The following is a 20,499-nucleotide window of genomic DNA, read 5'->3' on the forward strand; positions in this document are numbered from 1 at the left end:
CCGTTTTGGCCGCTTCCGCGCGGGTGCCGACCCTGGTTAACGTCTGACCGCCACGAACAAGTCCATTGTTCGTGAATTGAATTCCCTCTACGCGCCGGGAGCGGCGCGCAAGCGGATAGGCGGTACGACGGGTGACTGTGACGGATAACCCCTCTTCGGACGTGGACGCGGGTCGTGCGCAATCGAGCTTGGCGACGGCTGCGGCCAGGAACCTGGCCACGACGACCAAGTCCGTGCCCCAGATGCAGGGCATTTCCTCGCGGTGGCTGCTCAAGGTCCTGCCGTGGGTGCAGGCGGCGGGCGGCGCCTACCGGGTCAACCGGCGGCTGAGCTACGCGGTCGGCGACGGGCGCGTGACGTTCACGAACACCGGCTCCGAGATCCGGGTCATCCCGCAGGAGCTGTGCGAGCTGCCGCTGCTGCGCGGCTACGACGACGACGCGGTCCTCACCGCGCTCTCGCTGAAGTTCCAGCAGCGCGAGTACGCGCCGGGCGACCTCATCGTCGAGGCCGGGCAGCGCGCGGACGCGGTGTTCCTCATCGCCCACGGCAAGGTCAACAAGATCGGCGTCGGCGAGTTCGGCGACGAGACCGGCCTCGGCGTGCTCGCCGACGGCGACCACTTCGGCGGCGAGGTGCTCGCGGGCCCGCAGGACGCGTGGGACTTCACCGTCAAGGCCGTCACCCCCGTCACCGTGCTGACGCTGGACTGGCACTCGTTCGAGGAGATGAACGGCGCGGCGGGCGGCCTGCGCGAGCACATCCAGCACGCGCTGGCCCGCGGCGAGAGCGCCAAGCGCGACGAGAGCGGCGAGGCGGCCATCGAGATGTCCTCGGGCCACGAGGGCGAGGTGGAACTGCCCGGCACGTTCGTGGACTACGAGCTGTCCCCGCGCGAGTACGAGCTGAGCGTCGCCCAGACGGTCCTGCGCGTGCACAGCCGCGTCGCGGACCTCTACAACCAGCCGATGGACCAGGTCGAGCAGCAGTTGCGCCTGACCATCGAGGCGCTGCGCGAGCGCCAGGAGCACGAGCTGGTCAACAACCGCGAGTTCGGCCTGCTGGCCAACGCCGACCTCGGCCAGCGCATCCACACCCGCTCCGGCCCGCCCACCCCGGACGACATGGACGACCTGCTCGCCACGGTGTGGAAGGAGCCCAGCTACTTCCTGGCCCACCCGCGCACGATCGCGGCGTTCGGCCGCGAGTGCAGCAAGCTCGGCCTCTACCCGGCGTCCACCGACCTCGGCGGCCACCAGGTCCCGTCGTGGCGCGGCGTGCCCATCCTGCCGTGCAACAAGATCGGCATCAGCCAGACCCGGACCAGCTCGATCATGCTGATGCGCGTCGGCGAGCAGAACCAGGGCGTCGTCGGCCTGCACCAGACCGGCCTGCCCGACGAGTACCAGCCCGGCCTGTCCGTGCGGTTCATGGGCATCGACGAGAAGGCCGTCATCTCCTACCTGGTCAGCGCCTACTACTCGGCCGCGATCCTCGTCCCCGACGCGCTCGGCGTGCTGGAGAACGTGGAGATCGGCCGTGAGGGCTAGACCCGTCCGTTCGCGTTGGCACGTCAGGAGATGGGAAGAAACGTGACGGTGACAGATCCGGGCCTCGAAGAGGTCTCCGCGCCCTCCAGCCTGTCCACCAGGGCGGCGCGCAACCTCGCGTCGACCACGAAGTCCGCGCCGCAGATGCAGGGCATCACGCCCCGCTGGCTGCTGCGCTCGCTGCCGTGGGTCGAGGCGGGCGGTGGCGCGTACCGGGTGAACCGCAGGCTCACCTACGCCGTCGGCGACGGCCGCGTGACGTTCACGACGACCGGTTCGACGGTCAAGGTCATCCCGCAGGAGCTGCGGGAACTGCCCGTGCTGCGGGACTTCGACGACAACGGCGTGCTCGGCGCGCTGGCCGACCGCTTCGAGCAGCGCGACTACGCGGCGGGCGACGTGATCGTCGAGTCCGGCCGCGCGGCCGACGAGGTCGTGCTGATCGCGCACGGCAAGGTCAGCGCGACCGGCGTGGGCCACTACGGCGAGGAGACCGCGCTCGGCGTGCTCGCCGACGGCGACCACTTCGGCGACGAGGTGCTCACCGGGACGCTGGAGCAGTGGCCGTTCACCGTCAAGGCGATGACGCCGGTGATCGTGCTCGTCCTGCCGTGGCGCGCGGTGCAGCAGCTCAACGGGCAGGCCGACGCGCTGCGGGCGCACATCGCCCGGTACGTGGCGGAGTCCGGCAAGCCCAGCAACAAGGCGGGCGAGGCGTCCATCGAGATGGCGTCCGGCCACGAGGGCGAGGTGGAGCTGCCCGGCACGTTCGTGGACTACGAGCTGTCCCCGCGCGAGTACGAGCTGAGCGTCGCCCAGACGCTGCTGCGGGTGCACACCCGCGTCGCGGACCTCTACAACAAGCCGATGGACCAGATCCAGCAGCAGGTCCGGCTGACCGTGGAGGCGCTGCGGGAGCGGCAGGAGTTCGAGCTGCTGAACAACCCGGACTTCGGGCTGCTGCACAACGCCGACCTCAAGCAGCGGCTGCACACCCGGTCCGGCCCGGTCACCCCGGACGACATGGACGACCTGCTCAGCCGCCGCCGCAAGACCGCGTTCTACCTCGCCCACCCGCGGACCATCGCGGCGTTCGGCAGGCAGCTCAACCAGCGCGGCCTGTACCCGACGCCGATGGACTACCAGGGCACCAAGGTCAACACCTGGCGCGGCGTGCCGATCCTGCCGTCGGACAAGATCCCGATCACGGCGGGCGGCACCAGCTCCATCCTCGCCATGCGGGTCGGCGAGCAGGAGAACGGCGTCATCGGCCTGCACCAGACCGGCATCCCGGACGAGTACGAGCCGGGCCTGTCGGTCCGGTTCACCGGGATCGACGACAAGGCCGTCATGTCCTACCTGGTCAGCACCTACTACTCGGCGGCCGTGCTCGTCCCCGACGCGCTCGGCGTGCTCGAGAACGTCGAGATCGACCGCTGAGGGAGGACGGGTCATGACCGATGTCGAGGACAAGCGGGCGATCCGCTCGGCGCACGAGGTGCTGTCGTGGAGCAGGCTCGGGGTCGAGCCCGCGCTGCGCGGCGCGGTCGACCGGCTGCCGGAGTCCATGCGGATCATCGCCGGGTACCACTTCGGGTGGCGCGACGAGCACGGCCAGACCACCGGCGCGAACAGCGGCAAGGCCATCCGGCCCGCGCTGTCCCTGCTCACGGCGGAGGCCGTGGGCGGGGTGGCCGCCGCCGCGATGAGCGCCGCGGTCGCGGTGGAACTGGTGCACAACTTCTCGTTGCTGCACGACGACGTGATGGACCACGACACGACCCGGCGCCACCGGCCGACGGCGTGGAGCGTGTTCGGGATCAACTCGGCGATCCTGGCGGGCGACTCGATGCTGATGCTGGCGCTGGACGTGCTGGCCGACAGCGGTCACCCGGCCGCGCAGCAGGGCACGCGGATGATCAGCGGGGCCGTGCAGGCGCTGCTCGACGGGCAGGCGGCGGACCTCGCGTTCGAGGAGCGCGGGGACGTGGACCTGCTGGAGTGCGTGCGGATGGCCGAGGGCAAGACCGGGGCCCTGCTGGGGTGCGCCTGCGAGATCGGCGCGCTGTTCGGCGGCGGGAACCCGGACCAGGTGGCGCACCTGCGCGGGTTCGGCGAGGCGCTGGGGCTGGCGTTCCAGTTCGCGGACGACCTGCTGGGCATCTGGGGCGACCCTGAGGTGACCGGGAAGCCGGTGTTCTCCGACCTCCGCAACCGGAAGAAGTCGCTGCCGGTGGTGGCGGCGCTGAACTCCGGGACCGAGGCGGGTCGGGAACTGGACGGCCTCTACCACTCGGACCACCCGCTGTCGGCGGACGACCTGAGCCGGGCGGCCGACCTGGTGGACCTGGCGGGCGGTCGGGCGTGGAGCCAGGCGCGCGCGGACGACCTGCTGGCCCAGGCCAGACGTCATCTGGCCGCGGCCGACCCGACCCCGCGGGCCGCCGCGGAACTGGACGCGGTGGCCGAACTGGCCTCGCACCGCGACCACTGACCCCGTCGCCTGACCGCCTCCCACGGGCGGTCAGGCGGTGGGCTTCTCCCAGACGGAGACGTGCTTGGTGCTCTCGTGGGTGAAGGGGGCGCGGGTCCAGTCCTCCCAGCGTTCCCGCGGGCGCAGGCCCGCGAGTTGGGCCATCAGGTCGAGTTCGGCGGGCCAGACGTAGCGGAACGGGATGGAGCGGTACTCCCCCACTCCGTCTACCACCCGCACGTAGTTCGAACTGGTCGCCTGCGTGGCGGTGTCGTAGACGTCGAACGCCCACCGCGTCGGGCTGGTGTGGAACGGCACGGCGGTTTGCCCCGGAGGCAACTTGCGCAGTTCGGGGACCATGACCTCGATGGCGAAGCAGCCGCCGGGGGCGAGGTGGGCCGCCACGGTGCGGAAGCACTCCACCTGCGCGGCCTGCGTCGTCAGGTTCATGATGGTGTTGAACACCAGGTAGGCGAGGGAGAAGGTCCCGTCGACCCGCGTGGTGGAGAAGTCGCCGATCGTCACGTCGATCGCGTCGCCGCCAGGCTTGGCGCGCAGGCGGGCGGCCATCGCCCGTGACAGCTCGATCCCGTGCACCGGGACACCGCGTTCGGCAAGCGGCAGTGCGAGGCGACCGGTGCCGACGCCGAGTTCCAGCGCCCGCCCGTCGCCCGCGAGGTCGGCCAGGAAGTCGACCGCCGGGGTCACCGCCTCCGGCGTGAACTCCGATGCCGACGACTCGTCGTACCGCGCCGCGACCTGTTCCCCGAAGTACCCGTCAGCATCCACCCGGCGACCGTAGTGCGCGGCTTCCCCTTGCCGCACACGGTTTTACTCGTCGGCCTTCTTCGCCGACAGGGTGATCGTCGTGCCGCAGTCCACGACCTCGCCGGGGCCGGGCATCTGGCCGGTCGTCACCCAGTTGCGGTCGTTGATCAGCAGCCTGCCCTGGCCGGTCGCGTCCCGTTCCAGCAGCACGTACAGGCCGTTCGCCTGCATGGTGTCCTGCGCGGTCTGGTGCACCATCCCCACCACGTCCGGCACCGTGCAGGTCTTCGCCTTCTGCACGGGTTCCGCGCTCAGGGTCACGGTCGTCGTCGCCACGACCGTCTCTTTCGCGGCGGTCGTGGTGGCGGGGGTGAACGGCGGGTTCGTCGGGGGTGTGCCTCCGCAGCAGGTCAGGAGGAGCGCGGACACGATGACGAGAAGTGATCGGACCATGCTGAGCAGCCTCCGGAAGCCTCGATTCGCCCCGTATGTCAGCGTCGCACGACCCGGCGTTACTTGCTCGTCCATGCCCCTCTGGCTATATTGCCCACATGGCATCTACATTCGCGGTGCTGGCCGACCCCAGTCGCAGGGAGATCCTCGACCTGCTGAGAGCCGGTGAACGGCCCGTCGGCGACCTGGTCGACCGGCTCACGCTCACCCAGCCGACCGTCTCCAAGCACCTCAGGGTGTTGCGCGAGGCAGGGCTGGTCGACGTGCGGCAGGACGCGCAACGGCGCTGGTACCGGCTCCGGCCGCAGCCGCTGGCCGAGGTCGACGCGTGGCTGGCCCCGTACCGGCGGATGTGGGAGAACAGCCTCGACGCACTCGAACGACACCTGGACGAAGGGAACCCGACGTGACCGCGAGACTGGAGACCGCCGACGGCAAGCCCGTGCTGCGGTTCGAGCGCAGGCTGAGGCACTCCCCCGACCGGGTGTGGCGGGCGATCAGCACGCCCGAGGGGCTGGCCGCCTGGTTCCCCGCGTCCGTGGAGCTGGAGCTGGCGCCGGGCGCGCCGATGCGGTTCACGTTCCCCGACCAGGCCCCGGTGGACGGGACCAGCGCGGGCGAGGTGCTGGAGGTCGACCCGCCGAGGGTGCTCGCGTTCCGCTGGAACGCCGACGTGCTGCGGTTCGAGCTGGAGCCGGACGGCGACGGGTGCGTGCTGCGGTTCAGCCAGACCCTCGACGACCGGCTGTCGGCGGGCCGCAACGCCTACGGCTGGGACGTGTGCCTGGGCGCGCTGGCGGCGGACCTGGCGGGCGAGTCGTTCGAGCAGCCGACCGCGTGGCTGGAGCCGATGGAGGCCTACGTCCGCGAGTTCGGCCTGGACGAGGGAACCCTGACCGGCAGGCGGGTCCACTTCGCGCGGGACCTGGTGTGGCGGCCCGCGGCGGACGTGTGGGCGCTGCTCGTGGAGGACGCCGACCCGGTCGTCGGCGGCGACCCGCCGACGCGGGCGCTGAACCACGCCGCGCCCGCCGGGCCGTTGACGGTGGTCGAGCCGCCGCACGTGCTGGCGTACGGGCCGGTGCGCTGGGAGGTCTCGCACGACCCCGAGGTGGGGACGCGGGTCGACCTGACCCACGACCTGCCCGAAGACGCGGACCCGGTGGCCGCGCTGGCGGCGTGGCACGTGCACCTGGAGCTGTTCTTCGCCGCCGCGCTCGGCGACGTCCGCTGCCCGTGGCCGGAGGACCGCGAAGAGGAGCTGCGCAAGCACTACGGGCAGCTCCGGTGAAGGGCGCGCTGTCACCCACCGCCGACGGAAGGCTCGTCCTGCGGTTCGAACGCAGGCTCGCGCACCCGCCGTCGACGGTGTGGCGGGCGCTCACCACGCCGACCGAGCTGCACGCCTGGTTCCCGGTGCGGGTGCTGGACTTCGACCCGACCGTGGGCGCGAAGCTCCGCTTCGACCTGACCGACGAGGCCAAGCGGCGGCTGGGCATCACCGAGGACGTGGTGACCGAGGGCGAGGTCACGGCCGCGGACCCGCCCGCGCTGCTGGAGTACGAGTGGGCGGGCGAGGTGCTGCGGTGGGAGCTGACCCCGGTCGAGGGCGGGTGCCTGCTGGTGTTCACCGACGTCTTCGACGCCCGCGGCGAGTCCGCCGTGATCCGCGCGGGGTGGAGCCTCGACATGGCCACCGGCTGGCACGTGAGCCTGGACGTCCTCGGCGAGCACCTCGCGGGCGACCCGCCGGGACCGTCGGTCTGGGACCGGGCCGAGGCGCTCAAGACCGGCTACCTCGACTAGCCTCGGGAATAGTTGCGGTGTCAACTAGGTTGACGCTCACGTAGGTGACACATCAACCCAGGAGGCCGGCCATGACCCAGAGCACCTTGCAGCCGAAGGTGGACGTGCGGCGCTCGGCCGAGCGCGACGCCACCCGGATCTCGTGGCTGGACTCGAAGCACTCGTTCTCGTTCGGCCGCAACTACGACCCGGCGAACACCCACCACGGGCTGCTGCTGGTCAACAACGACGACCTGGTCACGCCGGGCGCGGGGTTCGAGACGCACCCGCACAAGGACATGGAGATCGTGACCTGGGTGCTCCAGGGGTCGCTGGTGCACCAGGACTCGACCGGGCACTCCGGGATCATCTACCCCGGTCTGGCGCAGCGGATGAGCGCCGGGCGCGGGATCCTGCACTCGGAGAAGAACGACTCGTGGCGGCTCGAAGGGGCCACGCACAAGGAGCCGGTGCACTTCATCCAGATGTGGGTGGTGCCGGACGAGGAGCGGATCACGCCGGGGTACGAGCAGCTGGAGATCGCCGACGAGCTGCTCAGCGGTGGCCTGGTGCCGGTCGCGTCCGGGATGGAGGCCCACGACGGGGCCGCGGCCATCCGGATCAAGAACAAGTACGCGGCGCTGCACGCGGCCCGGTTGCGGCCCGGCCAGTCGGTCGAACTGCCCGACGCGCCGTACCTGCACCTGTTCGTGGCGCGCGGGGCCGTGACGCTGGAAGGCGCGGGCAACCTCGCCGAAGGGGACGCGGTGCGGTTCACCGCGACCGGCGGCCAGCGGGTCACCGCGACCGAGCCCGCCGAGGTGCTGGTGTGGGAGATGCACGCCACCCTCGCGGGCTGACTAGCCTTCACGGCATGGTCAGGACGCGGTTGTACCGCCAGGGCGAGCTCGAGGCGTCGGACTTCCCGCTGGACGAGGTGTCCGAGCACCTGAAGGACGAGGACTCGGTGGTGTGGGTGGACTTCCACGCCCCCACCGAGGCCGACCTCGCGACGATCTCGAAGGAGCTGGGCCTGCACGCGCTCGCCATCGAGGACGCGCTGGCCAAGCACGAGCGGCCGAAGTTCGACCAGTACGACGGCAGCTCGTTCGTGACCGCGAAGGCGGTCCGGTTCGACGGGGACCGGCTCGCGGCGACGGAGGTGTCCGCGTTCATCACCGAGCGGGCGCTGATCACCGTGCGGGACGAGTTCGACTTCGACGACGTGCTGAAGCGGTGGGACGAGCCGACGGACCTCAGCGGGGTCGGCGTCGGCTACCTGCTGCACGGGCTGCTGGACACGATCGTCGACGGGCAGCTCGACGTGGCGCAGAAGCTCGACGACGAGGTCGAGTCGCTGGAGGACGCGTTGTTCGAGGAGCGGCCGGACCACAAGGCCGTGCAGCGCCGGGCGTTGGCCTTGCGCAAGAACCTGGTGATGCTGCGCCGGGTGTCGGTGCCGCTGGTGGACGCCGTGGGCGCGCTGCTGCGCACCGACCAGGACATCGTCACCGCCGAGCTGCGGCCGTACTTCCAGGACGTGCACGACCACGTGCTGCGGGTCGCGGACTGGACGGAGTCGTTGCGGGAGATGACGACGACGCTGCGCGAGACCCAGCTGACCGCGCAGGGCAACGTGATGAACATGATCATGAAGAAGGTGACGAGCTGGGCGGCGATCATCGCGGTCCCGACCGCCATCACCGGCTTCTACGGGCAGAACCTGCCCTATCCGGGCTTCGAGAAGCCGTGGGGTTTCTGGGTGTCCACTGTGGCCATACTGGCCCTGTCGGGCTTCCTGTACGCCAGTTTCAAGAAGCGCGACTGGCTCTGACGTCCACTGTGGAGAGATGATGAACACCCTCAAGCTCGCGGTCGTGTCGGCCGGGTTGAGCACCCCGTCCTCGACGCGGCTGCTGGCCGACCGGCTGACCGAGGCCGTCCGCAAGCACCTGCCCGGCGTGGAGGTCCACCTCGTGGAGCTGCGCGACGTCGCCACCGACATCGCGCACAACCTCACCAACGGCTTCGCGAGCCCCAAGCTCCAGGCCGAGCTCGACGCCGTGACGGGAGCGGACGGCGTGATCGCCGTGACCCCGATCTTCACCGCGTCCTACAGCGGCCTGTTCAAGTCGTTCTTCGACGTGGTCGACCCCGATGCCCTGGTGGGCAAGCCGGTGCTGATCGGCGCGACCGGCGGCTCGGCGAGGCACTCGCTGGCGCTGGAGTTCGCGCTGCGCCCGCTGTTCGCCTACCTGCGCGCCACGGTCGCGCCCACCGCCGTGTTCGCCGCGCCCGAGGACTGGGGCGCGGACGGCCTGGCGAAGCGGATCGACCAGGCGGCGGGCGAACTGGCCGCGCTCGTGGACGACCGGCCCGCGCCGGTGAAGACCGTGGAGGCCGTCATCCCGTTCGAGGAGCAGCTGGCCGCGCTGCGCAAGCGCTAGCGGTCAGCCGAGGTACAGCGGCGGCAGCGCCCCAGGCCGTCGTCCGGTGCCGACCAGGAGCGCGTCCACGTCCGTCAGCGAGGTCGGGAACGCGGTCCCGGCGATGGTCTCCAGCAGCCGTCGGGACCGGGCGAGTCCTTCGGGCGGCGGTCCCTCGACGCCCGTGAGGTGCGCGATCAGGTCGAGGTGGTGCAGCGTCCACTCCAGGACGTACGCGGAGAGGTAGTCCGCGACGGTCAGGATCTGGTCACGCGTGCTCACCCGCGCGCTCGGGTCGGCCAGGACGGCGGCCCGGCCCGCGGCGGAGCCGACGTCGTCGAGGTGGAACCTGAGCAGCGCCGGATCGCCGTACGCGGCGGCCAGCCGCACGGTCAGGGCGTCGAGCGGGTCGTCGCCGGTCGGCGGCGCGTCGGACACCTCCCAGTAGGTCGCCGCGTCGCGCGTCGGCTCGCCGTCGGCGGGCGTGGCGAGGGTGATCAGCACGTCCTGCGCGTCGACCACCAGGTGGCACACCAGGTCCCGCACAAGCCAGCTCGCGCAGCCCGACGGGCGGGCGAAGTCCTCGTCCGGGAGTGCGGCCACCGCCGCGCGCAACGCCGTCCAGGAGCGGGAGAAGTCGTCCACAGCGGCAAACTAGCAGCGCCCGCAACCGATCTGGGCTACGCGCGCAACGCGGCCGCCAACAGCGCGTAGGTCTCCTCGACGGCGCCTTCCGCGCTCGGCACCACCACCGCGTCCGGCAGCAGGCGGACGAGCGCGAGCAGGTCGTCGTGCATGGTCCCGAGCCGGTCGGGCCCGAGGAGGCCGTGGTGATGCCGGATCCACGGGTCGGCGGTCTCCCGGCCCCGGCGGTCGAAGCGCGCGACGGTCGTTCCCCGGTCGGCGAGCAGAACGACCTCGCGGAAGGCCGCCCCGTGGGCGCGCGCGAGGTCCTCGAGCACGGCGACCTCGTCCAGCCGGGCGTGGTACTGCGGCAGCACCACGTCGTGACCGCCGTCGAGGTGGGTCGCCGCCATCGCGTGCACGAGCGGCCACACGGCCTGCCACGTGTCGGTCCGCGGGTCCCGCCAGCCGCCGATCAGCAGGTGCAGGGCATCGACGTCCAGGTTCAGCGTGCCGGGATTCCGGTCGGCGTGCAGGGCGGACAGGGTCGACTTGCCGACGCCGGGCGGGCCGTTGAGGTGGACGAGGACCGGCACGCTAGAGCCAGCCCCGCTCGCGGGCGATGGACGCGGCCTCGGACCTGTTGCGGGCGTTGAGCTTCGCCATCGCCGTGGACAGGTAGTTGCGCACGGTCCCCTCGGCGAGGTGCAGCCGCCGGGCGATCTCCACGTTCGACGCGCCGTCGACGACCTCGCGCAGCAGCTCGCGCTCGCGGTCGGTCAGCGGGTCGGCCGAGTCCCACGCCGCCACGGCGAGCTCCGGCGACACGACCCGCTCCCCCGCGTGCACCTTGCGCAGCGCGTCGACCAGTTCGGCGATCGGCGCGTCCTTCAGCACGTACCCGAGGACCCCGGCGTCCATCGCGCGGCGCAGGTACCCGCCGCGCGCGAACGTCGTCACGATCAGCACGCGCGTCGGGTCGTCGCGCCGCCGCAGCTCGGCCGCCACGTCCAGCCCGGACCGCCCCGGCATCTCGATGTCGGTCAGCAGCACGTCCGGCCGGTGCTCGGCGACCGCGACCAGCGCGGCGTCGCCGTCGGAGACGCCCGCGACGACCTCGATGTCCGGCTGGAGGTCGAGCAGCGACGCGAACGCGCCCAGCACCATGCCCTGGTCCTCGGCCAGCACGACCCGGATCACGTGGCCACCCGGAGCGGGACGGCGATCGTCAGCGTCGTGCCCGCCAGCCCGGTCCGGTTGACCCGCCCGCCGAGCGCGGCGATCCGCTCGCGCATCCCGGACAGCCCGTTGCCGTCGACGCCCTGCCCGCCCACGCCGTCGTCGGCGACCACGACCCGCAGCTCCCCGTCCACGGCGTGGACGCCGACGTGGCACGTCCGCGCCCCGGCGTGCCGGGCGACGTTCGTGATCGCCTCCCGCACGGCGAGCGCCAGCGCGTGCTCGGTCGACCCCACGAGGGTCAGGTCGGGGTCGCGGTCGACGCGCAGCTCGACCCCCGCGCTCGCCAGCGCGCCTCGGGCGGCGTCCAACTCGGCCTCCAGGCTGGCCTGCCGCCAGCCGCTCACGGTGGCCCGCACCTCGGCGAGGGCGTCGCGGGCGGTGCGCTCGATCTCGAGCACCTCCGCGCGCGCCCGCGCCGGGTCCAGGTCCACCAGTTCCTTCACCAGCTGGGCGCGCATCACCACGGCGGTGAGCGAGTGCCCCAGCAGGTCGTGCAGGTCCCGCGCGATCCGCTCGCGCTCGGACACCGTGGCCAGGTGCTCGATCCGGGCGTTGGCCATCCGCAGCTCGGTGTGGTCGCGCTGGCGGGCCGCCTCGGCGATCTGCACCAGCCCGATGACCCAGATGAAGACGACCGGCGGGACGACGTTCCACAGCAGGTACGGCATCGGGACGGGGGAGAACACGGCGAAGAGCAGCGTCAGCGCGGTCAGGAAGCCCATCCACCGCAGCGCCGTGGGGCGGGGGTTGGGGGGGCCCCCCCACCCGCCCCCCGGGCACCCAAACAACCCGGGCCCCCCCGCGGCGCGGGTACTACACGCGCCCGCCCCCCGGCACCCCGCCGCCGCGTAGACGAAGAGGACCGCGGCCCCGGCGTTGAAGGTGATCGTCGCGACCGCGAGGACCGTCGCGGGGACCGTCAGCCACCACCGCGCCTGCCACGGCCGCAGCAGCGACATGGCGTACATCGGCAGGAAGCCCCCGATGATGACGCCGACCAGCGCCCAGTCCCGCCAGTCGGCCGCCGGGTCGAACATCGGCTGGAACGCGGGCAGCACGAGGTAGACCAGGTGCACCCAGGTCCACACGCGCAGTCGTCTCATCATGGTCGAGCGAAACGATAGGACAGACCGGCCAGTCCGCCCGTCACCGCGGTCATCCCGAGCAGCACGAGGGCGTGGGACAGGACAGCGCCGGGCCCGATCTGCGCCAGCGCGAGCTGCGCGAGGTGGTATGGCGGCAGGAACGGGGCCACGTGGCCGAAGAACGAGGGCAGGAACTCCAGCGGCATCCACAGCCCTGAGAAGATCGCCGACGGCATCAGGATCGCGTTGAGGATCGCCGCGGCGGCGTTGGTGCTCGCCTGGAAGCCGATCGCCAGTCCCAGCAGCGCGAACGGGAACGACCCGAGGACCAGCACCGCGGCCAGCCGGACGAGCTGCCACGGCGTCACGGTCAACGACCCGGTCGCCGCCGCGGCCCCGGCCATCGCGACGAGAACCCCCACCGCGTAGGGGAAGGACGCCACGACCTTCGCCGCCAGCGTCACCCACAGCGGCACGGCCGACACCTGCTTGGCGCGCAGCCACCCGCGCTCCCGGTCCTTCGCCACGCCCATGCCGGGGTTCATCAGCGTCACGGCCAGCACGCCGAAGGTGCCGAACGTGGCCAGCATCCCGCTGTTCTGCCTGCCGAACATGGAGACGAAGAGGACGAAGAAGCCGACCGGCATGACGATCGAGAAGAACAACGCCGTGGGCTCGCGGACGACACCCCTCAGATCGTCCACGAGCTCCACGGCGAAGACCCTGGCCAGGGACGTGCGGGGGCGGTCGGCGAGCGTGGCGGTCGGTGCGGCGGCGGCGGCGGTGCTCACGGTCAGGCTCCTGGTGTTGTGGTCGTCGGTGATCACGCCGCCGCTCCGATGCTGACGACGGCCTCTTCCAGCCCGGCGTGCTCGACCCGCAGGTCGGCCACGGTCGGGTCCTCCACGAGCAGCACCCGCAGCGCCGCCTCGGGCGACCGGGTGCGCAGCCGGACCCGCGCGCCCTCCCGGCTCATCGACAGCACGCCCGGCAGCGCCAGCAGCCGCGCGTCGTCCCACGCCGTCGTCGCGACGACCGTCCGGTCCGGGAGGACGGCGATCAGCTCGTCCGGGGTGCCCGAGGCCACCACGCGGCCCTTGTCCACCACGACGACCCGGTCGGCCACCGCCGCGGACTCGTCGATCAGGTGGGTGGTCACCAGCACGCCGACCCCGCGTTCCCGCCGGGAGGCCACCGTCGCCCAGAACGCGCGGCGCGCGGCGACGTCCAGCCCCACCGTCGGCTCGTCGAGCACCAGCAGCGCCGGGTCCCCCACCAACGCCATCGCGAGCTGCAACCGCTGCCGCTGCCCGCCGGACAGCTTCACCGCCCGGCGGCCCGCCAGCTCGGTCAGGCCCAGCTCGGCCAGCACCGGCCCGGCGGCGGAGCGCGGCAGACCGGCCCGCACGGCGCAGCCGACCACCAGCTCGCGCACCTTCAGCGTCGTCGGGAACCCCAGCGTCTGCTGCACGACCCCCAGGTGCCGCCGGGTCGCGGCGAACCTCGGGTCGCCGCCCGCGATCGAGACGGTCCCCTCCTGCCGGGCCAGCAGGCCGATCACCAGGTTGACCAGCGTGGTCTTCCCCGCCCCGTTGGGCCCCAGCAGCGCGACGCACTCCCCCGCGTCGACCCGCAGGTCCACCCCGTCCACCGCGACCGTCCCGCCGTAGCGGTGTCGCACCCCTCGCACGTCCAGCACCGTCGTCATGGCCCCAAGCCTGGTCGGAGGCGGTCCGGGCCAGTAGTGGGGCGGTGTCACCGACCTGCGATGACAAATGTCAACCGGCCCGTCACCCAAGATCCACAGTGGTCTAAGCACGAGGACACGGGTCTGCATCGTAAAAGGCCGACCGAGTGCGGCGGCAGGAATGGAAGTGGTATGACATCACTACGGGACGACAATTCCACCCGGAACGGCGGCCACGATCCGTGAATTGAACGCCGAAGTAGCAATAAATAGAACTTACTTCATCCTTAAATAGACTTTAAATGCCCAAATCAGGCCCGCCGCGGTCGATCACGATCCGTAGTGCCTCTTGGCTGATGGATGCCAAGGAATGGGAACTTCGGGACTCCCGCCAACCGGGGGTCGTACTGTGTCCTGGCCTCAGCGATACTGGGGGCTGCCGACACCCGTCGACCGCTGCGGAGCTATTCGATGACCGACGACTTCAGGGTCCGTCCCTACGCCCTCACCGGCGGCCGGACCCGTTCGGCGATCACGCTGGACATCGAGACCATCGTGACCACGAACGAGCAGGTCACACCCAATCCCCTGACCGACACCGCGGAGCACCGCACGATCAGCTCCCTCTGCCGGGACCCCCACTCCGTGGCCGAGGTCTCCGCCCGCCTGAGGCTGCCGCTGGGGGTGGTGCGGGTGCTGCTGGCGGACATGTCCGACCTGAGCCTGATCACCGTGCACCACAACGACCAGGTGCTGGACAACCGTCCGACGGTCGCGCTGCTGGAGCGGGTGCTTACCGGGCTCCGCAACCTGTGACCTGCGGAGACCCGAAGATTCAAGCTTAAGTGGGCATGTGGAGCAGCGTGGCTCCACTGGCGTCCCGCACGACGAACGCGGCGATCTCGTTCCACCGCATCCCCAGCCCGCCGTTGAGCTCGACGGCGGGCTTGTCGCCGTTCAGGGCCGGGGCCGCTACCAGCCACGACGTGACGGGCATGATGCCGCCGTCGCGGGTGAGGGCCACCAGGTCGCAACGACCGGGGCCCTTGGCGCCCTCCACCTCGAACTCGATGGACGTGCCCCACGCCTCGGGCCGGGCGTGGATCTTCGCGCTCAGCCCGGTCTTCGGGTCCGAGCGGCTGAGCTCCTGGAACACGTCCGTCTCGTTGTTCGCCACGTTCGACTGCTTCGGGGGCGTGGCGGCGTTCTGCGGGTTCTGGGCCACCGTGGAGGTGGTCCCCGAGGTGAGCTTGACGGTGGCGGCGGCGGTGCCACCCACCAGCAGTACGGCCACCGCGGCGGCGGCGAGCGCGTAGTTGCGCCTCTTGCGGCCGCGGTCGATCGACACCGAGTCCAACATCGCGCGCACCGAACGGCCGTCCGGACGCTCACCGGCGGTCCCCCGGAGGAGTCCTGCCTGGTCAGCCTCGTCCAGCAGGTCGGGAAGGACGGCGAAGTCCTTCAGGTCCAGAGCGCACTTGCGGCACTGGGCGAGGTGGTTCTCGAAGGCGTCCACCTCGTCCTCGTCGAGGACACCGAGGACATACGCCGCCACGTCGATGTGGTCCGGCAGCGCTGTCACCTGGTCAGCCCCGATCCTGCAGTGCCCGCCGAAGGGCGCGAAGTGCGTAGTAAACCCTGGACTTCACCGTACCCGCGGGCACGCCGAGCACCTCTGCGGCCTCGCCGACGGTCCGGTCGCGCAGGTACGTCTCGAGGATAGCCTCCCGGTGCTCCTCGGTCAGGCCGCTCATCGCTTCCGCGACGACGATCGCGGACAGCGTGCGGTCCGCCTCGTCGCGCACCGGTGCCTCGTCCGAAGGCGTCAACTGGGACTCCTGGGGTCGCACGCTGCGCTTGCGCCGGTCGTCGATGACCAGGCGTCGCGCCACCGTGAACAGCCACGATCGGAGCAACACGGGGTCTCGCTCGAGCTTCTCCGCGTTGCGCCAGGCCCGCACGAGGGTTTCCTGAACGATGTCCTCTGCCCATTGCCGGTCGTGACCGGTCAAGCGCATGGCGTGTCCCAGCAGGGGACTGCCGAATTCTTGGTAGAGCCGCCGGATCAGTTCGTCTTCCAGACTTCCGTCCGGTTGCCACATCTGATCGCGCTCGGTTTGCGTACGTCTGTGCCGCGCCACGTCACGCATCTTGGCTTGAGTTCGCCTTCTAGTCGAGAGTTTTGACGGAAGAAAAGTTTTCGAATCGTTTGTGAACCTTCATCCAGGGCGGACCGTACTCCTCTGTATCCGCTCCTTTGGGTCGGGGTGACACATGTCGCCACTGCTCCGAACGGCGGATCCGGACAGGAGAGAAAGGTTTCCGTGATGCTCAGCAGACGACCCCGGCGGGTGCTGTCCCTGGTTCCCGCCGCCGCCGCTCTCGCAGCGACAACCGCCTGCGGCTCCATCGCGGTGACACCGCTCTCCCCGGCGTCGGTGGACAACAACCCGGCCTACTCGAACGCGGGCAACGGCCTGCCCGCGGCTCCGGGCCTCGAGGAGCCCGCCGCGGCCAGCGGCGCGGCCAACCGGGTGCTCGCGGCGTTCCAGTCCGTCCACGTGAACGGGCCGTACATCGTCAACGGCAAGAGCTTCACGGTCTACCGGTTCGACAAGGACACCGCGAAGCCGCCGAAGTCCAACTGCGAGGGCGACTGCGCGAAGACGTGGCCCCCGGTGCTCGCGACCGAGCGCACGATGGTGGCGGACCTGGACGCGAAGCTCGTCGGCACGGTCACCCGGACCGACGGCTCGAAGCAGGTCACGTACGCGGGCTGGCCCCTCTACACGTTCACCGGCGACAAGGCCCCCACGCGCGCCAACGGGCAGGGCAAGGGCGGCACCTGGTGGGCGATCACGCCGACCGGCGGGAAGGTCGCGGGCACCGCGACGAACAACGCGGGCGTCGGCACCCCCGGCAACCAGCCCGCGGAGACCCCCGCCGCGGATGGCCAGCCGACCTCCGAGGCCCCGGCGTCCGGCGCCACGGGCAACGGCTACTGAGGTGGGCGCCCCCGTGACGACCACCCGGTTCCTGGCCGCGCTCGGCGCGCTGCTGGTCGCGTTCGCGATCGGCGCGCCCGGCGTCGCCGCCGCGCAGGACGGTCCCGACCAGCAGACTCCACTCGGGACGATCTCCGCCGCGGACAAGGACTTGCTCATCAAGGTGAGGCAGGCCAGTCTGTGGGAGGGCCCGGTGGGCGAGGAAGCCCAGACCCGGTCCCAGAACGAGCGCGTCCGGCAGGTGGGCCTGCAGATCGCGGCCGACCACCGCACGCTCGACGAGAAGCTGTTCACCCTGGCGGGGAAGATGAAGATCCCGTTGCCCGCCACGGTGAACCCGACGCAGCAGACGTGGATCGACGAACTGCGCGGTCTGAACGGCGACGCCTTCGACCGGGCCTTCGCGAACCGGCTGCGGTCGGCGCACGGCCAGGGCTTCACCGAGGTCAGCAACGTCCGCTTGGGCACGCGGAACCAGGCCGTCCGCGACTTCGCCCAGGAGACGGGCAACATCATCGCCAAGCACATGACCATGCTGGAGAGCACCGGCCTGGTGACCCAGGAGGGCATGTCCGACCCGGTGCCCGCGGGCGCGCACGCGGCCGTGGCGAAGTCGGGGCTGCTCGGCTCCCTGACCCCCGGCAGCGGCCCGAACCCGCTGATGATCGGCCTCATCGTCCTGGTGGGAGCGATCGTCACGGCAACGCTGCTGCGGCTGATGAAACCGAAGTACCCGGTGGACTGACCGGTCTGCGTCGCCGGGGTTCCAGGACCCCGGTTCTCCCGCTACCGAGGAGGAGGTGGTACTAGAAGCCCCAACGACTTCCATCGCGGAACTGTTTCCACCGCCCGTCCGTCCTGGCGTGAACACTCCTGCACGCCAGGCCGGGCGGGTACCGCTCCCACCACGATCCACCGCACCACCCGAGGACCCCCTCGTCCTCCCCCGCCGTTCTCGGAGGTTCCACGTGTTCCATCAGGTCCCGCTCCTGCTCGCTCAGGCAAGCGCCGACCAAGACGCCGGAGTGAAGAGCGTCGCTCAGCTCTCGGCACGTCTTGCCTACGCGACCATGTGCGCGACACTGGCCTGGGGCGTCCTCATCGCCACCGGCTGGGCCCACAAGATCACCGGCACCCAGGGCCTTCGCAACACCCACATGGTGTTGGCGACCCTGGCGATCGCGTTCGGCAGCCTCCACGCCTTCTGCTTCACGATGTTGAAGACCATCGACTTCGGACTGCTCAAGGTCCTGGTGCCCTTCGTGGAAGGCGGCCAGCTGCGGCACGCGCTCGGCATCGTCGGCCTCGAGCTGATGATCGCGATCGCGTTCACCGTCGGCCTGCGCAAGAAGGCCTTGTACCGCAAGTGGTTGCGGTTCCACCAGATGGCCTACGTGGCGGTCACCATCACGATCATCCACTCCTGGTTCGGCGCCATCGCCAACGGGAACCTCGCGATCCTGTGGCTCGCGGGCCTGACGATCTTGATCCCGACCGCTACGATCACCATCGCGCGCTTCCTGCCGCCGGAGATCCTGATGCGACTGGGGATGATGGAGCCCGAACCCGGCTTCGAACCCGAGCCGACGGGCGGCGGGAACGCCATGGATGTCAGCGTCGACAACCACCGGTGCCACCGGTACGGCGTGTGCCAGGCCGAGGCGCCGGAAGTGTTCCAACTCATCGACGACAACAGGCTGACCTACGAGCGCAGGCCTTCGCCCGAGCTGTACGCGAAGACCCGCACGGCGGCCAGGTCCTGCCCCATGCGGGCGATCGAACTGCGGGAGCGTGTGCGGTGAAGGCGGAAGAACGAGTGGTCATCGTCGGCGGCGGCCTGGCGGGGCTGCGTGCCGGAGAACGCTTGCGGGAGCTCGGTTTCGGCGGCGAGCTCATGATCCTCTCGGCGGAGAAGCACAAGCCGTACCACAGACCGGCGTTGTCGAAGGAAGTCATCACCGGCGAGCTGAACCCCCGCGAGCTGGGGTTCAAGATCAGCGACGAGATGGAGGCGACCTGGCGGCTGGGAGTGCCCGCCGAGTCGCTGGACACCGGCCGCCGGGTGGTGGGACTCCCTGGCGGGGAAGAGGTCCGCTACGACGGCCTGATCATCGCGACCGGCGTGGAGTCGCGGCACATGCCCGGCGCTCCGCGCCAGGACGAGCGCGTCCACGTGCTCCGGACCGTCGACGACGCCGTCGCGATCCGCAACTCGATCGCCTCCACGCAGGGTCTCGTCGTCGTCATCGGCGGTGGCCTGATCGGCTGCGAGATCGCGGCCTCGGTGCGCGGCATGGGCCGCGACGTGGCGATCATCAACCGCAGCGACACGCTGCTCGGCGGCGCGACCGGCAAGGAGATCGGCGACTTCGTCACCGACACCCACCGCGCCAAGGGCACGCGGCTGGCGCTCGGCGTGAAGATCCTGCACTGGATGCGCCAGGCCAACGGCATCGCGATCCACCTGTCCGACGGCCAGGTCCTCTTCGCCGCCGTCGTCATCCTCGCGGTCGGCTCGGTGCCGTCGGTGTCGTGGCTGCGCGGCTCCGGCCTGGTGCTGGAGGACGGTCTCATGTGCGAGACCAGCTGCCACGTGGTGGGCGGTTCGGACGTCGTCGCCTGCGGTGACGTCGCCCGCTGGCCGAACCTGCGGTTCGGCGGCGTGCAGCGCCGGGTCGAGCACTGGCTGAACGCCGTGGAGATGGGCCGCGCGGCCGCGGAGAACCTCCTCGTGGGCCGGGAGTCGTCCCGCCCGTACACGCCGGTCCCGCGCTTCTGGACCGAGCAGTACGGGATGCGCATCCAGGGCGCGGGCCTGGCGTCGCTGGCGACGGACACGACGACCCTGTCCCAGCCGACCGGCGACCACCGCACGATCACCGGTTTCGTCAAGGACGGCAAGCTCGTCGCCATGGTCGCCCTCGACTCCCCCGGCGCCCTGATCCGCCTGTCGCCGCAGCTGTTCCAGCAGAACACGGTCACCCGACCGAACCGCGAGGACACGCTCACGCAGCACATCCAGCGCCGCGACCAGGCGGCCCAGCCCGTGGCGGAGCAGCCGGTGGCACCCCCGCCGCCCGCTCCGAGGGCCCACCCGGTGATGCAGCCGATGCGCTCGGCGCCCCCGCGCTACGAACAGCCCCGCTACGAGCCCGCCCCGGAGACGCAGCAGTACCCGCAGTACGCGGACCCGGTGGCGGAGTACCAGCCGGAGCTGGAGGACCAGGAGCAGGAACGCGAGTTGGAGGCCGCGATGGCCGAGGCGTTCCTGCCCCGCCGCACGCAGGCCCCCAGCGTCCGCACCCGCTCGGGCGGACAGCCGAGACTGCTCGTCCGGTCCGGCGGCGGTGGAGGCCGCAGCAGCGCCCGACCGCCCAGGTAGAGCACGCACGGCCAGGAGG

24 protein-coding genes are annotated in these 20,499 nt (G+C 71.1%); 14 read left to right on the forward strand and 10 right to left on the reverse strand.

The genetic code is table 11. The features are described 5' to 3' along the window. Nucleotides 1-131 precede the first annotated feature (131 nt). Genes ACFWW9_RS30250 through ACFWW9_RS30260 form a run of 3 tightly spaced genes read left to right on the forward strand, consistent with a single transcriptional unit; the run spans nucleotide 132 to nucleotide 4,044 of the window. Nucleotides 132-1,550 carry a family 2B encapsulin nanocompartment shell protein gene (locus ACFWW9_RS30250; RefSeq protein WP_390384914.1) on the forward strand — a complete coding sequence of 473 codons (1,419 nt, stop codon included), beginning with the start codon at nucleotides 132-134 and terminating at the stop codon, nucleotides 1,548-1,550. A 42-nt stretch (nucleotides 1,551-1,592) separates the two neighbouring features. Continuing rightward, nucleotides 1,593-2,990, forward strand: coding sequence for a family 2B encapsulin nanocompartment shell protein (locus ACFWW9_RS30255; RefSeq protein ID WP_390384917.1), 1,398 nt, complete (start codon nucleotides 1,593-1,595; stop codon nucleotides 2,988-2,990). Nucleotides 2,991-3,003: 13 nt separating this feature from the next. Continuing rightward, nucleotides 3,004-4,044 (forward strand): family 2 encapsulin nanocompartment cargo protein polyprenyl transferase, encoded by a 1,041-nt coding sequence (locus ACFWW9_RS30260; protein WP_390384920.1) that lies wholly within the window; start codon nucleotides 3,004-3,006, stop codon nucleotides 4,042-4,044. Nucleotides 4,045-4,074: 30 nt separating this feature from the next. On the opposite strand, the gene ACFWW9_RS30265 is transcribed toward ACFWW9_RS30260, so the two are convergent. After that, nucleotides 4,075-4,812 carry a class I SAM-dependent DNA methyltransferase gene (locus tag ACFWW9_RS30265; protein ID WP_390384923.1) on the reverse strand — a complete coding sequence of 246 codons (738 nt, stop codon included), beginning with the start codon at nucleotides 4,810-4,812 and terminating at the stop codon, nucleotides 4,075-4,077. A 42-nt stretch (nucleotides 4,813-4,854) separates the two neighbouring features. Further along, a complete protein-coding gene (locus tag ACFWW9_RS30270) occupies nucleotides 4,855-5,244 on the reverse strand; it encodes a PASTA domain-containing protein (protein WP_390384926.1) in 390 nt (129 codons plus the stop codon). A 98-nt stretch (nucleotides 5,245-5,342) separates the two neighbouring features. Here ACFWW9_RS30270 and ACFWW9_RS30275 point away from each other — a divergent pair, with 98 nt between their 5' ends. From ACFWW9_RS30275 to ACFWW9_RS30300, 6 genes are all read left to right on the forward strand, one after another. Further along, the gene (locus tag ACFWW9_RS30275) at nucleotides 5,343-5,654 is read left to right on the forward strand and encodes an ArsR/SmtB family transcription factor (RefSeq protein ID WP_390384928.1); all 312 of its coding nucleotides are present in this window, start codon (nucleotides 5,343-5,345) and stop codon (nucleotides 5,652-5,654) included. Continuing rightward, the gene (locus ACFWW9_RS30280) at nucleotides 5,651-6,535 is read left to right on the forward strand and encodes an SRPBCC family protein (protein ID WP_390384930.1); all 885 of its coding nucleotides are present in this window, start codon (nucleotides 5,651-5,653) and stop codon (nucleotides 6,533-6,535) included. Before ACFWW9_RS30275 ends, ACFWW9_RS30280 begins: the two co-directional genes overlap by 4 nt. After that, nucleotides 6,532-7,050 carry an SRPBCC domain-containing protein gene (locus ACFWW9_RS30285; RefSeq protein ID WP_390384931.1) on the forward strand — a complete coding sequence of 173 codons (519 nt, stop codon included), beginning with the start codon at nucleotides 6,532-6,534 and terminating at the stop codon, nucleotides 7,048-7,050. The genes ACFWW9_RS30280 and ACFWW9_RS30285 overlap by 4 nt, the downstream gene beginning before the upstream one ends. A gap of 71 nt (nucleotides 7,051-7,121) precedes the next feature. Next, nucleotides 7,122-7,889 carry a pirin family protein gene (locus ACFWW9_RS30290; RefSeq protein WP_390384933.1) on the forward strand — a complete coding sequence of 256 codons (768 nt, stop codon included), beginning with the start codon at nucleotides 7,122-7,124 and terminating at the stop codon, nucleotides 7,887-7,889. 14 nt (nucleotides 7,890-7,903) lie between these two features. Beyond that, complete coding sequence (locus tag ACFWW9_RS30295; RefSeq protein WP_390384935.1) at nucleotides 7,904-8,863, forward strand: magnesium transporter CorA family protein; 960 nt, start codon at nucleotides 7,904-7,906, stop codon at nucleotides 8,861-8,863. 19 nt (nucleotides 8,864-8,882) lie between these two features. Next, nucleotides 8,883-9,476, forward strand: coding sequence for an FMN reductase (locus ACFWW9_RS30300; protein WP_390384937.1), 594 nt, complete (start codon nucleotides 8,883-8,885; stop codon nucleotides 9,474-9,476). 3 nt (nucleotides 9,477-9,479) lie between these two features. Here the strand turns inward: ACFWW9_RS30300 and ACFWW9_RS30305 are convergent, their stop codons facing one another. From ACFWW9_RS30305 to ACFWW9_RS30330, 6 genes are read right to left on the reverse strand one after another with little or no spacing between them, the layout of a single operon-like run. Then, nucleotides 9,480-10,100 carry a maleylpyruvate isomerase N-terminal domain-containing protein gene (locus tag ACFWW9_RS30305; RefSeq protein WP_390384939.1) on the reverse strand — a complete coding sequence of 207 codons (621 nt, stop codon included), beginning with the start codon at nucleotides 10,098-10,100 and terminating at the stop codon, nucleotides 9,480-9,482. Between the two features lie 35 nt (nucleotides 10,101-10,135). Next, a complete protein-coding gene (locus ACFWW9_RS30310; RefSeq protein ID WP_390384941.1) occupies nucleotides 10,136-10,675 on the reverse strand; it encodes an AAA family ATPase in 540 nt (179 codons plus the stop codon). A gap of 1 nt (nucleotide 10,676) precedes the next feature. Further along, nucleotides 10,677-11,279, reverse strand: coding sequence for a response regulator transcription factor (locus ACFWW9_RS30315; protein ID WP_390384943.1), 603 nt, complete (start codon nucleotides 11,277-11,279; stop codon nucleotides 10,677-10,679). Then, entirely contained in the window at nucleotides 11,276-12,424 is a 1,149-nt protein-coding gene (locus ACFWW9_RS30320; protein ID WP_390384946.1) for a sensor histidine kinase, read from the reverse strand. Before ACFWW9_RS30320 ends, ACFWW9_RS30315 begins: the two co-directional genes overlap by 4 nt. Further along, nucleotides 12,424-13,233 (reverse strand): ABC transporter permease, encoded by an 810-nt coding sequence (locus ACFWW9_RS30325; protein WP_390384949.1) that lies wholly within the window; start codon nucleotides 13,231-13,233, stop codon nucleotides 12,424-12,426. Before ACFWW9_RS30325 ends, ACFWW9_RS30320 begins: the two co-directional genes overlap by 1 nt. After that, the gene (locus ACFWW9_RS30330; protein ID WP_390384951.1) at nucleotides 13,230-14,114 is read right to left on the reverse strand and encodes an ABC transporter ATP-binding protein; all 885 of its coding nucleotides are present in this window, start codon (nucleotides 14,112-14,114) and stop codon (nucleotides 13,230-13,232) included. The genes ACFWW9_RS30325 and ACFWW9_RS30330 overlap by 4 nt, the downstream gene beginning before the upstream one ends. Nucleotides 14,115-14,564: 450 nt before the next feature. On the opposite strand from ACFWW9_RS30330, the gene ACFWW9_RS30335 reads away from it, so the two are divergent. Then, nucleotides 14,565-14,909, forward strand: coding sequence for a DUF742 domain-containing protein (locus ACFWW9_RS30335; RefSeq protein ID WP_390384953.1), 345 nt, complete (start codon nucleotides 14,565-14,567; stop codon nucleotides 14,907-14,909). Between the two features lie 25 nt (nucleotides 14,910-14,934). Here ACFWW9_RS30335 and ACFWW9_RS30340 read toward each other — a convergent pair whose 3' ends face one another. Beyond that, the gene (locus tag ACFWW9_RS30340) at nucleotides 14,935-15,675 is read right to left on the reverse strand and encodes an anti-sigma factor family protein (RefSeq protein WP_390384955.1); all 741 of its coding nucleotides are present in this window, start codon (nucleotides 15,673-15,675) and stop codon (nucleotides 14,935-14,937) included. A gap of 4 nt (nucleotides 15,676-15,679) precedes the next feature. Then, nucleotides 15,680-16,243, reverse strand: coding sequence for a sigma-70 family RNA polymerase sigma factor (locus ACFWW9_RS30345; RefSeq protein WP_106191637.1), 564 nt, complete (start codon nucleotides 16,241-16,243; stop codon nucleotides 15,680-15,682). A 177-nt stretch (nucleotides 16,244-16,420) separates the two neighbouring features. On the opposite strand from ACFWW9_RS30345, the gene ACFWW9_RS30350 reads away from it, so the two are divergent. The 4 genes from ACFWW9_RS30350 (at nucleotide 16,421) to ACFWW9_RS30365 (ending at nucleotide 20,480) form a co-directional block, all read left to right on the forward strand. Next, the gene (locus tag ACFWW9_RS30350) at nucleotides 16,421-17,098 is read left to right on the forward strand and encodes a hypothetical protein (RefSeq protein WP_390384957.1); all 678 of its coding nucleotides are present in this window, start codon (nucleotides 16,421-16,423) and stop codon (nucleotides 17,096-17,098) included. 13 nt (nucleotides 17,099-17,111) lie between these two features. Next, entirely contained in the window at nucleotides 17,112-17,843 is a 732-nt protein-coding gene (locus tag ACFWW9_RS30355) for a DUF4142 domain-containing protein (protein WP_390384959.1), read from the forward strand. A gap of 280 nt (nucleotides 17,844-18,123) precedes the next feature. Then, entirely contained in the window at nucleotides 18,124-18,900 is a 777-nt protein-coding gene (locus tag ACFWW9_RS30360; RefSeq protein WP_390384961.1) for a ferredoxin, read from the forward strand. Beyond that, nucleotides 18,897-20,480 (forward strand): NAD(P)/FAD-dependent oxidoreductase, encoded by a 1,584-nt coding sequence (locus ACFWW9_RS30365; protein ID WP_390384963.1) that lies wholly within the window; start codon nucleotides 18,897-18,899, stop codon nucleotides 20,478-20,480. The genes ACFWW9_RS30360 and ACFWW9_RS30365 overlap by 4 nt, the downstream gene beginning before the upstream one ends. Nucleotides 20,481-20,499 lie beyond the last annotated feature (19 nt).

This window comes from Umezawaea sp. NPDC059074 (assembly GCF_042738955.1).
Lineage (GTDB): Bacteria > Actinomycetota > Actinomycetes > Mycobacteriales > Pseudonocardiaceae > Umezawaea.